This window comes from Hymenobacter jeollabukensis (assembly GCF_005771675.1).
Classification (GTDB): Bacteria; Bacteroidota; Bacteroidia; order Cytophagales; family Hymenobacteraceae; genus Solirubrum; species Solirubrum jeollabukense.
In genome coordinates this window covers 112,137-124,758 of sequence record NZ_VAJM01000013.1, presented here as the reverse complement: position 1 = coordinate 124,758, position 12,622 = coordinate 112,137, and the positions used below count along the sequence as shown (strand labels likewise).

Below are 12,622 nucleotides of genomic sequence, written 5' to 3'. Positions count from 1 at the left end.
CGATGCCCGCTGCCTCGCCCGCCACGCTGCCCGACCTCTTTGCCGCTTTCAACGACCTGACCGTGCTCATCGTGGGCGACGTGATGGTGGACGCCTACGTGTGGGGCAAGGCCACCCGCCTTTCGCCCGAGGCGCCGGTGCCGGTGGTGAGCGTGACGCGCACCGAGCAGCGCCTGGGCGGAGCCGCCAACGTGGCGCTGAACGTGCAGGCCCTGGGGGCCACGCCGCTGCTCTGCGCCGTCATCGGGGCCGATGCGGGCGGCGACCAGCTGCTGCAGCTGCTGCACGAGCGGCACCTGCCCGCCGACGGCTTGGTGCGCAGCCCCGAGCGCCCCACCACCGTCAAGCAGCGCATTCTGGCCCACGGCCAGCAGCTGCTGCGCATCGACGCGGAGGTGGAAACCGACCTCTCGACCACCGAGGACACGGCCCTGACCGAAGCCTACGAGCAGCTGCTCGACCGCGCCGACGTGGTCATCTTCGAGGACTACGACAAGGGCGTGCTCAACGCTGAGCGGATTGCCCAGTTCATCGAGCTGGCCCGGGCCAAGGGCGTGCCTACGGTGGTCGACCCGAAGAAGCGCAACTTCCTGGCCTACCGCGGCTGCACCCTATTCAAGCCCAACCTGAAGGAGCTGCGCGAAGGCCTGAAAATCGAATTTGCCGATGCCGACAACGCCGGCCTGGAGCGCGCCGTGCAGGTGCTGCGCGGCCACCTCGCCCCCGACATGGTGCTGGTGACCCTATCGGAGCGCGGCGTGTTCTGCGACGCGGCGAGCACCGGCCCGGTATACCTGCCCGCCCACGTGCGCGCCATTTCCGACGTATCCGGCGCCGGCGACACGGTTATCAGCATTGCCGCCCTCTGCGTGGCGCTGAACGTGGCTCCGGCCAGCATGGCGGCCCTGGCCAACCTCGGCGGCGGCCTGGTGTGCGAGCAGGTGGGCGTGGTGCCCATCGAGAAAACGCTGCTGCTGCAGGAAGCCGAAGCTGCTGGAGTGCTGTAGAGCCGGAAAAAGGGAAATAGAACGTCATCCTGAGCAACGCGAAGGACCTTCCTCGCACCCCGCACCGCTGCTACCTACGAAGTGCGGGCGCTTTTTATCAGCCAGCAGTAATGCCGAAGCGCAGCCACCGAGCCCAGTAACGGGGCGTCAGTAGCTGCGCTTCGTCGTTTGTGCGAGGTTCGAGAAAGGTCCTTCGCGTTGCTCAGGATGACGGGCTTTTCGACGTTCTTTTCCTACCGTGGCAGAGCTTATCCCACATCCTGGCGCATGCGCAGGCTGTGCTCCTTCACCGTGTCGATGAACACGCGCACGCGGTCCGGGTCGGTGTCGGGATACACGCCGTGGCCGAGGTTGGCAATGTGGCGCTGCGGGCCGAAGCGCTCCAGCATTTCGATGGTGGCGGCACGCACCTGCTCGGGCGAGCCGTAGAGGGCGCAAGGGTCCAGGTTGCCCTGCAGCGTCTTGTCGCCGACGAGGGGGCGCACCTTGCGCGGGTCCTCGCTCCAGTCCAGACCGATGGTGCGGCAGGGCAGCTGGGCGAAGTCCTCGTGCGCGAAGTAGGCGCCCTTGGCAAACACTGTCACGGGAATGTCGGCGGGCATGGCGGCGCAGATTTCGCCGATGTAGGAGGCCGAGAACGTGTGGTAGTGCTGCGGATTCAAGATGCCGGCCCAGGAGTCGAAAATCTGCAGCATGCTGGCGCCGGCTTCCACCTGGGCGCGTAGGTAGGCAATGGTGGTATCGGTGATTTTGCGCAGCAGGGCGTGGGCCAGCTCCGGCTCCTGAAACAGCATCCGGCGGGCCTTCGAGAAGGTTTTCGAGCCGTGGCCTTCCACCATATAGGCCAGGATGGTCCAGGGCGCGCCGGCAAAGCCGATCAGTGGCACGCGGCCGTTCAGGGCCTTTTTGGTCACGCGCAGGGCTTCCAGCACGTAACCCAGGTGCTCCTCGGGGTCGGCCACGCGCAGCCGTGCCACGTCGGCGGCCGACTTCACCGTTTCGGGGAACAGCGGGCCGCGGGCTTCCACCATTTCGTAGGTCAGGCCCATGGCCTCAGGCACCACCAGGATGTCGCTGAAGATGATGGCCGCGTCCACGTCCAGCGCGTCGATGGGCTGAATGGTGACTTCAGCGGCCAGATCGGGCGTTTCCACCAGCTCCTTGAACCCACTCAGTTTGGCGCGCAGGGCGCGGTACTCGGGCAGGATGCGGCCGGCTTGGCGCATGAGCCACACGGGGGTGCGTTCGGTTTGTTCGCCGCGGGCGGCACGCAGGATCAGGTCGTTCTTCAGCATCAGCGCAGGAGGTTTCGGGCCGCAAAGATAGACCGCGGATGGCGGTGATGTTTCGCTGATGCCGCTGATTCGTTATTCAGCGCAGAAGCTGGCGCCGGTTTAGCCGGCGAAGACGGCGTAACCGGTGCCGAAAACGAAGCAGGCTTTCAGCCTGCGTAAGACGGTGCGAAGGCGGGCACAGGTTACACCCACGGCCAAAGCGGCGTCAGCTTGCGAAGCGCATCACGGCCAAGCGCATCATATTGCAGCATTGTAAGCGCGGGAAACCGCACCGCATAAACCGCATAACCACTATGATAACGATTCTACGGTTGCTTAAATACCTGGTGTCGACTGTAATCCTACTATGGCTGACGGTCTTTATGTCACCTTACAAGGACCACTATGGAGCAATAGGGCGGTATTATTTCGACGATGATGCTATCTGCTTCGGACTGACCTTGTCTTTTGGCGGCCTCCTGTTGCACTTGCCGAGCCTCTTGGCAGACAACTTCCCGCCGCGCGGTTCGCGTGCACTACTAAACTGCTGCTTTGTCCTCTGCTACATCGGGTTGCTGTGCTACTGGGGATACTTCCTCACCAGCGATGCGGCTATGCACGAAGCCGGCTGAGTCAAAAATTACCCCTGAAACAGCGCCTTGATGGCCGTCATGATGAAATTCACGCCGATGGCCAGGGTGATGAAGCCCATGATGCGCGCCAGCGCGGCCATGCCCGGCCGGCCCAGAAAGCGAGTCAGCCGCAGCGAGGAAAACAGGATGATGTAGCTGGCCACGGCTACCAGCGCGAAGCCCGCCACAATCAGGCCCATGTCGGCGTAGCTCAGGTGCTCGGTAAAGAGGCCGATGCACACGGCCATGGAGCCGGGGCCCGAGAGCATGGGCATGGCCAGCGGGGTGAAGCTGATGTCGTCCTTGTGCATGCTTTCCTCCAGCGTGGCTTCCGACACCTTGGCGCGGTTGCCGCCGGGCGTGAGCAAGTCGAAGGCGGAGCGCATGAGCAGGATGCCGCCCGCGATGCGCAGGTGGTTGATGCTGATGCCGAAAAAGTCGAGGATGTAGCGCCCGGCGAAGAACGACACGGCCAGCACCGCCACCATGTAGGTGCAGGCGCGCAGGGCGGTGCGGGCCCGCTCGCCGGCGGTTTCGTGCTCGGTCAGCGTCAGAAACACCGGCATGGCGCCGAAGGGATTCACAACGGAAAACAGGGTGGTGAAGGTGGCGAGCAGTATTTCCATGCAGCGGGCAAAAATCCGGCTAAAGGTAGGCGGCTGGCGCATACGAACGGGCCCGAAGTTGAGTAAGTTTAGCCTCGGCGCCTGCGCCCCCGGCCGGGCTACGCGTCCGCCACTCCTCCCGTTTCTGCTTTTTACTTCGATGACGACCAATCCTCCCGCCGAGACTACCCCCGATTCGCCCACGCCCATCGTCGGCATCGTCGTGGGCGGGCAGTCCGACCTGCGCGTGATGAACGCCGCGGCCGAAATGCTGCGCCAGTTCCAGGTGCCCTACGAACTCACCCTGGTGTCGCCGCACCGCACCCCGCACCGCCTGGTCGACTACGCCGAGTCGGCCCGCAAGCGCGGGCTGCGCGTCATCATTGCCGGCGGGGGCGGGGCCGCCCACCTGCCGGGCATGATGGCCGCTTTCACCACGCTGCCTGTCATCGGGGTGCCCATCAACGTGGCCACCAGCATCGGCGGGCTCGATTCCATCCTCTCCATGCTGCAGATGCCCACCGGCGTGCCCGTGGCCACCGTGGCCCTCGACAACGCCTCGAACGCCGCCGTGCTGGCCGTGCAGATGCTGGCCCTGAGCAACGCCCGCCTCGCCGACGCCATGGAAAAATACCGCGCCGCCCTGCGCGACAAGGTGATGCGCACCGTCGACGAGCTGCGCAAGGGCGGCCTAGACGACATATAGCCGCCGGGTGATTCTGAGCAGGATGCAATTCGGCGGGACGAAAAAACGTAATCCAGCCGCGCGGCGCAACCAACTCGGCGGGACGTAGTACAACACCACATTCCCTTTCTCTCTCCCGCTCTCCCACCCGTGCAAACCCTGCTTTTCGTTTCCCTCGCGCAGCTGCTCACCGGCCTGGTGGTCGTGCTGGGCGTGGCGGGCCTGCTGGCCACGCTGCTGCCCCTGATTCGGGCCACGGCCTGGTGGATTCGCGTTTTCGACTTCCCCCGCCTGCAGATTGTGGGCGTGATGGCCGTGGTGCTGCCCGGCGCGCTGCTGCTCGATTTCTGGCACTGGCAGACCTACCCCTGGCTGGGGCGCGGGCTGGTGCTGGCCCTGGGCGCGGCCATCGTCTACCAGCTGGCGCGCATTCTGCCCTACACGCCCATCGTGCGCAAGCAGGTGGGCGACAGCGCCGCCGCAGGCAGCCGCGGCCACGTGAGCCTGTTGATGATGAACGTGCTGCAGTACAACCAACAGGCGGCCCGGGCCCTGCAGGTCATCCGCGAAGCCGACCCGGACATCATCATGGCCGTCGAAACGGATCCGTGGTGGCTGGATCAGCTGCGCCCGCTGCAGCAGACGCACCCCTACACCTGCCACGAGCCCCTCGACAACACCTACGGCCTGCTGTTCTTCTCGCGCCTGCCGCTCATCGGCTGCCGCATCAAGTACCTGCTCGACGACGACGTGCCCAGCATCCATACCCGCGTGCAGATGCCCGACGGCACCCGCCTGCGCGTGTACGGGCTGCACCCCAAGCCGCCCGCGCCGCAGGAGGCCAAAACCAGCACCAAGCGCGACGCCGAGCTGCTGCTGGTGGGCAAAGAAATCGACCGCAAGGACGAGCCCACCATCGTGTTCGGCGACATGAACGACGTGGCCTGGTCGCACACTTCCGAGCTGTTTCGGCGCATCAGTGGGCTGATGGACCCGCGGGTGGGCCGCGGCCTGCTGCCCACCTTCCACGCCGATTACCGCCTGCTGCGCTGGCCCCTCGACCACGTCTTCGTGTCGCCGCACTTTAAGGTCGATGACATGCAGCGCCTGCCCTACGTCGGCTCCGACCACTTTCCCATCTACATCAAGCTCAGCTACGAGCCCCACGACAAGCACGAGCAGGAAGCCAACCTGGAAGAAGCCGACGAATCGGACCACATCGAGGCGCTGGAAAAGATAAAAGACGGCTTCCAGGAAGAAGTGACCGAGGAGCGCGAAGAAGCCAAGGCCGAGCCGGTGCGCAACGTGACCCGGGTGCGCCCGAACCGCTCCCAGTGGCTGTAGTACGCTGGCTATTGGCCGAGTTTACCTCACAAAAAAGCCCCGCCGGAACGTTCCGGCGGGGCTTTTTGCATAGTTGTCAGGCGGCTATTCCACTACCACGCGGCGGGTCACGGCGGCCTGACCCGGCGCCGTTACGCTCAGCAGGTAGGTGCCTTTGGCCAGGCCCGTGATGGGCAGGCTGGTGCCGGTGCCGCTGAAGGCGTGCGTAGCCACCGTGCGGCCCACCACGTCGCGCAGGGTGGCGGTGGCGGCCGGTACTGCCTTGCTCAGCGTCAGGTGCAGCTGGGCCTGGCCGGCCACCGGGTTGGGCCACACGCTCAGCTGCAGGGTCTGGGCGGCGGCGGTTGCCAGGGGCCGCTGCGGCGAGAAGACCAGCTCGAAGCGGCCGGTAATCAGGGTCGAGGCATTCGTCACCGTAAACGAATAGCTGGGCTGCTGAGCCAGGTCGATGAGGGCCCCGGTCTGCAGGTCGCGCAGGTAGGTGGGCACCGTGCCCAGGTTCAGCACCTCCAGAGCGCTGAGCGTGTAGCTGCCGGCGGCCGGCACGCCCACGGCCAGCGGCACCACGCGCTGCGCGGTGCCCAGCTCGGCCCGCCCGTCGATGCTCAGGCGCTGGGTGGCCGATAGGCTGGTCGAGAGGTTCAGGCCCGAGGGATTGGGCAGCTTCTCGGCGTCGTACTGCGCGTCAAAGCCGTCCGTAGCGCCCTGCTCGAAGTACACAAACGCGTTGTCGCTCACCGTGCTGCCGGCGGCTTTGAGGGCCAGCTGCACCAGCGGGCGGGTTTCGTTGGTGCGGTGGTACGCGGGGTTGGTGTAAGCCGTGGGGCGGTGGCTGTTCTTAAAGGTGAGCGTGCCCGCGGTCTGGCCCGCCGTGACGCGCACGAAGAAACCCTGGCCCAGCGGCAGCACCGGGCTGATGGTGCCGATGCCGTTGTTGTAGAAGCCGTAGGCACCGGTGTAGGCGTTGGCCGGGTCGTTGCTGGCAAACACGTAGATGGCCCCGTCCACGTTGGGGCGGTCGGCAGCCACAACCTGGCTCCAGTCGAGGGGCGAAGGGTAGGGGTTGCCCACCAGCGCCAGGCCCGCGTCGGCGGCTGTGGCGCCGCTGTTGCGGCTCAGCGCGACGGGCACGTTGCCGTTGTTCTGCGGACCGATGAAGCTCAGCGTCTGAGCGGCGGCCAGGTTGACGGTGTAGCCTTGACCCACGTTCAGCGCGCTGCTCAGGGCACTGGGCGAGAACCAGCCCTTATCGAAGGTCGACAGGTTGTTGGTGGCCGTGGCGAGGCGGCCCTGGTCGTAGGCGTACACGGTTGGGAAGGGCGTGACGGTGCTGGGCTGGGCGCTGCTGTTGTAGGCCGGGTTCACCACCGGCGTGAAGCCGGCCGTGGCCAGGCTGCCGACCGTAGCCGTGCCGACGGGTGCCGCTACGTGGCGGTAGCCCCGGTTCGGGTTGAGGTCGGGCGTGATGTAGCGCTGCACCGTTAGGTTGCCCGTCACCAAGTTGCTGCCGTTGTTGACCACCATGGCCGTATTCGTCGCGTCGGACACCAGCGTGAACGGGTTATTCTGAGTGGCGAGGTTGCCGTTCAGCGTGAGCAGGCGCCGCACGGCGGTGCTGGCCGAAGTGCTCGACTGCGCCCCGTTGGCCTCCACCGTCAGGTTCCAGAAGCGGGTATCGCTGCTGCCCAGGATGTTGGCCGTCGTCGTCGTGCCCAACGCCACGGTGCCGCCGGTGGGCTGGAAGGTGCCGTTGTTGGTCAGGTTGCCGCGCACGTCGAGCGTGCCGGCGGTCTGGCTCAGGGTAGCGCCGCTGTTGAGACTCAGGCTGCGCGTGGTGGCGGTGCCGGCGGTGATAAGCGGCATGCGCGGGGCGCTGGCGGGCACGGTTGCGTCGAGCGAGGCGGTGGGCACGCCGGCCGTCCAGTTGCCGGCCGTAAACCAGTCGGTGCTCACGGCGCCCGTCCAGGTAGTGGCCGTAGCCGGGGCCAGGTAGGTAAGCGAGTAGGCCGAGGAAGCCACGTTGCCGTTACCGGCCGCGTCCTGGGCCGCGTTGGCCCCGATGGTCACCGTGGTGGCCGTGCCGGCCGTGGTGGGCGTCACCGCAAAGGTGTAGGGGCCGCTGCCGCTACCGGTCGGGCCGCTGGTTACCGTGCCGTTGGTTACCGAGATGCCCGAGGCCGCGAAGCCCGTCACGCTTTCCGAGAAGCTCACCGAGAACGGGAAAGGCGTGGTCGAGGTGCTGCTGCCCGAAGCGCCGGCCGTGCTGCTGAGGGTGGTTACCGTCGGGGCCGTCGTGTCGACGATGAACGTGTTGGTGTTGCTGTCGACGCTGTTATTGCCGGCCGCATCGGCCGCGCGGGCTTTCACCGTGTGGCTGCCGCTGGGCAGGGGCGTGGGCTGGCTGAAGCTCCAGGTGCCCGCGGCAACGGCCGTGGTAGTCCCTGCCGGGGAGCCGTCTACCACCACCGACACGGTGCTGTTGGCTTCCGCCGTGCCGGTGAAGGTGGGCGTGGCGTTGCCGGTCGTGCTGCCGTTGGCCGGGGCCGTTACCACCGGTGCGGGCGGCGGGGTGGTGTCCACCGTGACGGTGTTGGTATTCGAGTTCGGGCTGACGATCTGCCCGTTGCTCTGGGCGGTGGCGTACACCGGGTGCGGGCCGTCGGCCAGGCTGGTTACCGGCGTCAGCGTCCAGTTGCCGCTGGCGTCGGCCGTTGTGCTGCCGATGCTGGTATTGTCCACGTACACCGTCACCGTGCTGTTGGCCGGGGCCGTGCCGCTGATGGGCGGGCGGTTGTTGTTGGTCAGGCTGCCGTTGGCGGGCGTCAGCAGCACCGGCGCGGCCGTCGTGGCTTGAGCGGTGATGGTGAAGTTGGCGTTGGAAATGTCGAAGAAGTAGTTGCCGACGGCTTCAATCATGATGCGGGCCGTGCTCGTAGCTACGTTCGGCACCGTAATGGCCTGTGAGCCGTCGTTGGCTACGCCGCTGGCCAACGTGCTGGGGTAGGTCAGCCCCCCGTCAGTCGAGAGCAGAATGTTTACCGTGGCGCAGTTAATGCCGTTGGCGGTGGTGCCGGCCACGTTCCAGGTTACCGTCTGCGTCGAGTTGCCGGTCCAGCTGACGGCAGTGTTGGGCGCTGTTACCAGGAAGGGCCCGGCGGCGCTGGTCACGCTCAGGCTCAGGTTGGCGCTGTAGTTCACGCCGCCGATGATGCCAGCCGCGCCGTTGTGCTGGTCGCGGGCGGTGCAGCGGAAGAGCAGCGTGCGCGTCACCGTGGGCAGGCGCTCATCGTTGGTGCTGGTGTTGCTGATGATGTTGGCGAGGCGCGGGAAGTAGCGCGTGGGCGAGGCCACGGGCGTGAAGGAGCGGAACAGCGGCACGTTGCTGTTGGCTGCCTGCGCGGTCGTCAGCGCGGCGAAGGGCCCAGAGTTCATCTGCTCCCAGCAGTAGGTCAGCGCGTCGTTTTCGGCGTCGGTGGCCGTGGCCGTCAGGCGGAAGGGCGTGCCGATGGGCAGCACCCTGGTGGCCGGGGCCGTTACCGTCGGGGCGGTGTTGCCGGTGGCCGTGGAAGCGCCGCAGCCCGTCGAGGCCACGAACGTGGCAATCTGCTGGAACGAGCCCGAGTGGAAGTACGCGTCGGAGTTGTTCTGGATGTTATCGGGCGAGCAGATGCCGGCGTAGGCCATGATGGTACTGCCCGAGCCCGGCTCGTAGGCCGTAGTGCTGTTGCCGTTGCCGTCGCAGGCGTTGTTGGGGCTGTTGAAGGTGTGGTCGGCGTCGAACTGGTGCCCCATCTCATGGGCCACGTAGTCGATGTCGAAGGCGTCGCCCGAGGGGGAGCCGCTGCCGGTCACGCCTCGGCCCTTGTTGCCCACCACGCACACCACGCCCAGGCCGGCCAGACCGCCGGAGTTGGTGCCGAACACGTGGCCGATGTCGTAGTTGGCCGTCCCAATCACCGCGTCGATGTTGGTCTGTGCCTGCCCGATCATCGAGTTCGGGTTGCCGTTGGTGTAGGGGTCGGTACCGGAGTTGGTGTAGATGATCAGGTTGTTGGTGCCCACCAGCTGCAGCCGCACGGCCACTTCCTTCTCGTACACGCCCACCACGCGGTTCACCGTCGTCACAATGGCCGCCTGGGCCAGCTCCACCGTGCCGCCCTGAAACGTGGTGTACTCGCCGGTGGCGGCCACGGCCAGCCGGTAGGTTCGCCGCGTCGGACCGACGGCAATCAGGGTGCGCTGGGCGGTGCCGGCCGCGGCTTGCCGCTGCTGCCGGGTAGCTACCTCAGCGGGCGAGGGCTGCAACTGGCAGCTCGGTACCGCGCCGGCCGCCGCCCGATTCATGTCGCGGCGGAAAAAGCTGAGCACATGCTGCTGGTCGCCGCGCGTGGCCGGGTCGATGTAGACGGTGCCCGTCGCGTCGGACAGAATCTGGGCGTGAAAGCCCTGGGGCGTCAGGTCCAGGCGCACGGTGGTCGTGGGGTCGTCGAGGCCCACGCCGCGGTAGGTTTTGATCTGGGGAAACTGCGCGGCCAGCGCCGGCGCCATCACGGCCGTTTCCATCACCGCAAAGCGGCCCGAGGTGCCGTCGGGCAGGGGCAGCGCCAGCGTGAGCGGGGCCGCGCCGGGGCTGGTTTCGGCGGGGGCCGTGGCCAGGGCGGCCCGCAGGCCCGCCGCGTTCAGCGTGAGCGGGCGGCTGTGCCGCAGCGCGGCGCTCAGCGCCGTCCGACTGGCCGTAGCCTCGTCTTGAAAATACGGGGCCGCAGCGCGTTGCTGGGCTTGCGCGCCGGTACCGAGCCCGACGCTAAGGGCCACGCAGTAAGCCGCTGCCCGGAGGTAGAGTTTATTCATACAAAGCAGAAAATGAGCGGGAAAAGCGAGCAGAAAGGTATTAAGGAAGGACTGATTTGGATGAATTATTCAGTCGCGCCGCAAAAAAATAATGGGGCAGGGTATGCCCCGCCTACTCGGCGTAGAGAAACGCCATCTGCCGCTGGTTTACCGCCGCCGGCAGGCGGCGCATTACCGCGTTGCGCAGGCCCACCAGCAGCGGGTGGCGCAGCTGCGCCACCTGCCCCAGCTGCCACGACTGCCGCACGATGCGCGTGGTGCGCGGCCGGCGGTGCTGGTCGAACAGGCGGAAGGCCGCGCCGACGTCGGTGGGGTGCTCCCGCAGGCAGCGGGCCAGCATGGCCGCGTCTTCCACGGCTTGCCCGGCGCCCTGGCCCATGTTGGGGGTGGTGGCGTGGGCCGCGTCGCCGAGCAGCAGCACGCGGCCGAAGTCGAAGCGCGGCAGCGGGGCCAGGTCGATGATGTCGCCCCAGAGTACCTGCTCGTCGGTGGTCAAAGCCAGCAGCTCGGGAATGGGCCGATGGAAGCCGGCGAAGTGGCGGCGCAGCTCGGGCAGGCGCCAGGCGCGGTACTCGGGGTTTTGGGCCAGGGCGCTGCTCACGCAGGCAAACCAGTACACCTGCCCGTTGGCCAGCGGCACCACGCCGAAGCGCCCGGCCCGGCCCCAGCTTTCGGTGCTGCGCCCCGGCGGCAGGCCCAGCGCCCCCGCCTCCACGACGCCCCGCCAGCAGGTGTAGCCCGCGTAGCGCGGCTGCGCGTCGGGCAGCAGCTGCCCGCGCACCCGCGAGCGGATGCCGTCGGCCGCCAGCAGGTAGGCGGCGCTGGCCGTGGTGCCGTCGGCGAAGTGGGCCGTGACGCCCGCCGCGTGCTCTTCGAAGCGCGTGAAGGCCTTGCCCAGGTGCAGCACGCCCGCCGGCAGGTGCCGCAGCAGCACGCGCTGCAGGTCGGCCCGGTGAATGGCGAGGTTGTCGTAGCCCAGCGGCTCGGTGAAGGCGTGGGTGTCCACGTCGTTGAGCACCCGGCCCCGGTCGTCGAGCAGGCCGATGCCGGTGACGGGGTGGCCGGCGGCGCGCACCGCCTCGTGCACGCCCAGGCGGTCGAGGGCGCGCATGGCGTTGGCGCCCAGCACCACGCCCGCCCCGATTTCGCGCAGCTCTGCCGCCGCTTCAAATACCTGTACCTGGTGGCCGAGCTGCTGCAGGGCCAGGGCCGTGGCCAGGCCTCCGATGCCCGCGCCGATGATGAGAAAGTCCATGCGGTAACGCCGTTGGGCGCCACCCTCGCCCAATGATGTGGGGCAGCGCCGATCCGGCCGCAACTTACGCAGCCCCCGCCGCCCCATCTACCACATGATCGGGGGATAGGCGCACCAACGGCCCTGCAGCGGCTCTACTTTGGCAGTGGAAAGCGGACCGGCGGCAGTACCCGTTTCGATTCCCAAATAGGAAAAGCGGCCTCCCAAATAGGGATGAGCGGAATTGAACTAAAGCCTCGGAGCCTTGAGTTTGGAGCGGGTAGGTTTACCCGAAGTAGCGCAGAAATATGACTTTTCTATTTACCTCCCTGCTGATCGGCCTGGCCGGCCTGAGCACGCCCACCCCGGAGCCCGGCCCGGTTTTCAAACCCGAGATGGTGCCCACCACGGCCGTCCGCACGGCGGCCTTCGTGCCCACCGGCTGGCTGCTCGAAAAGCAGATCAGCGGCGACCTGAACGGCGACAACCGCCCCGACCCGGTGCTGATGCTGGTGGAGCGCCCCAGCGCCTCGGCCCCCGAAGCCCGGCGCGAGCGGGCCCTGGTGGTGCTCATCAACGAGCCCAGCGGGCAGCTCCGCCGCGTGGCCGCTTCCGGCACGGCCCTCTACTGCACCGGCTGCTTCAACTCCGACCGCACCGCCGCCCCCGACTTGGCCATCACCAAAGGCACCCTGGCCGTGCGCCACCTCTCGGGCGTGGCGCAGACCCTGGACGTGACCCAGCGCTACCGCTTCGAGGCCGGCCGCGTGCGCCTCGTGGGCGAAAGCGTGATGCAGAGCAGCCGCCTCAAGCTCGATACCACTTACAAGCGCACCGATTATCTCACCGGCCAGCAGCAAACCGAGCACATCGTGGCCGACCCCGCCGATCCGAACGGCGCCAAGCAGCTGGTCACGCGCAAAGAGGCGAAAGTGCCCACCGCGCCGCGCTTCCTCGAGGACGTGAACGTGGCCAGCCTGAATCTGTAAT

The 12,622-nt window shown here is 67.2% G+C and carries 8 protein-coding genes; 4 read left to right on the top strand and 4 right to left on the bottom strand.

Features of this window, described 5'->3' with window-relative positions; translation table 11 throughout:
* Positions 1 to 2 precede the first annotated feature (2 nt).
* On the top strand, positions 3 to 1,007 hold the full coding sequence (locus tag FDY95_RS20530; RefSeq protein WP_138080479.1) for a bifunctional heptose 7-phosphate kinase/heptose 1-phosphate adenyltransferase: 1,005 nt from the start codon (positions 3 to 5) through the stop codon (positions 1,005 to 1,007).
* Between the two features lie 248 nt (positions 1,008 to 1,255).
* On the opposite strand, the gene hemE is transcribed toward FDY95_RS20530, so the two are convergent.
* Positions 1,256 to 2,305: a uroporphyrinogen decarboxylase gene (gene hemE / locus FDY95_RS20525; protein WP_138080477.1), complete on the bottom strand. Its 1,050-nt coding sequence runs from the start codon at positions 2,303 to 2,305 to the stop codon at positions 1,256 to 1,258.
* A 616-nt stretch (positions 2,306 to 2,921) separates the two neighbouring features.
* Positions 2,922 to 3,539 carry a MarC family protein gene (locus tag FDY95_RS20520; protein WP_138080475.1) on the bottom strand — a complete coding sequence of 206 codons (618 nt, stop codon included), beginning with the start codon at positions 3,537 to 3,539 and terminating at the stop codon, positions 2,922 to 2,924.
* Between the two features lie 139 nt (positions 3,540 to 3,678).
* On the opposite strand from FDY95_RS20520, the gene purE reads away from it, so the two are divergent.
* Positions 3,679 to 4,224 carry a 5-(carboxyamino)imidazole ribonucleotide mutase gene (purE, locus tag FDY95_RS20515; protein ID WP_138080473.1) on the top strand — a complete coding sequence of 182 codons (546 nt, stop codon included), beginning with the start codon at positions 3,679 to 3,681 and terminating at the stop codon, positions 4,222 to 4,224.
* 129 nt (positions 4,225 to 4,353) lie between these two features.
* On the top strand, positions 4,354 to 5,547 hold the full coding sequence (locus FDY95_RS20510; protein WP_138080471.1) for an endonuclease/exonuclease/phosphatase family protein: 1,194 nt from the start codon (positions 4,354 to 4,356) through the stop codon (positions 5,545 to 5,547).
* A gap of 84 nt (positions 5,548 to 5,631) precedes the next feature.
* Here FDY95_RS20510 and FDY95_RS20505 read toward each other — a convergent pair whose 3' ends face one another.
* Positions 5,632 to 10,398 carry a reprolysin-like metallopeptidase gene (locus FDY95_RS20505; protein WP_138080469.1) on the bottom strand — a complete coding sequence of 1,589 codons (4,767 nt, stop codon included), beginning with the start codon at positions 10,396 to 10,398 and terminating at the stop codon, positions 5,632 to 5,634.
* 112 nt (positions 10,399 to 10,510) lie between these two features.
* On the bottom strand, positions 10,511 to 11,653 hold the full coding sequence (locus FDY95_RS20500; RefSeq protein ID WP_138080467.1) for an FAD-dependent monooxygenase: 1,143 nt from the start codon (positions 11,651 to 11,653) through the stop codon (positions 10,511 to 10,513).
* 287 nt (positions 11,654 to 11,940) lie between these two features.
* Here FDY95_RS20500 and FDY95_RS20495 point away from each other — a divergent pair, with 287 nt between their 5' ends.
* Positions 11,941 to 12,621, top strand: a complete 681-nt coding sequence (locus FDY95_RS20495; RefSeq protein ID WP_138080465.1) for a hypothetical protein — start codon at positions 11,941 to 11,943, stop codon at positions 12,619 to 12,621.
* The last annotated feature ends 1 nt before the right edge of the window (position 12,622 follow it).

What these genes read in the sequence shown, in the direction of transcription:
- FDY95_RS20505 (WP_138080469.1), bottom strand. Translation starts at nt 10,398, where the DNA reads ATGAATAAACTCTACCTCCGGGCAGCGGCTTACTGCGTGGCCCTTAGC.
- purE (WP_138080473.1), top strand. Translation starts at nt 3,679, where the DNA reads ATGACGACCAATCCTCCCGCCGAGACTACCCCCGATTCGCCCACGCCC.
- FDY95_RS20520 (WP_138080475.1), bottom strand. Translation starts at nt 3,539, where the DNA reads ATGGAAATACTGCTCGCCACCTTCACCACCCTGTTTTCCGTTGTGAAT.
- FDY95_RS20495 (WP_138080465.1), top strand. Translation starts at nt 11,941, where the DNA reads ATGACTTTTCTATTTACCTCCCTGCTGATCGGCCTGGCCGGCCTGAGC.
- FDY95_RS20500 (WP_138080467.1), bottom strand. Translation starts at nt 11,653, where the DNA reads ATGGACTTTCTCATCATCGGCGCGGGCATCGGAGGCCTGGCCACGGCC.
- FDY95_RS20530 (WP_138080479.1), top strand. Translation starts at nt 3, where the DNA reads ATGCCCGCTGCCTCGCCCGCCACGCTGCCCGACCTCTTTGCCGCTTTC.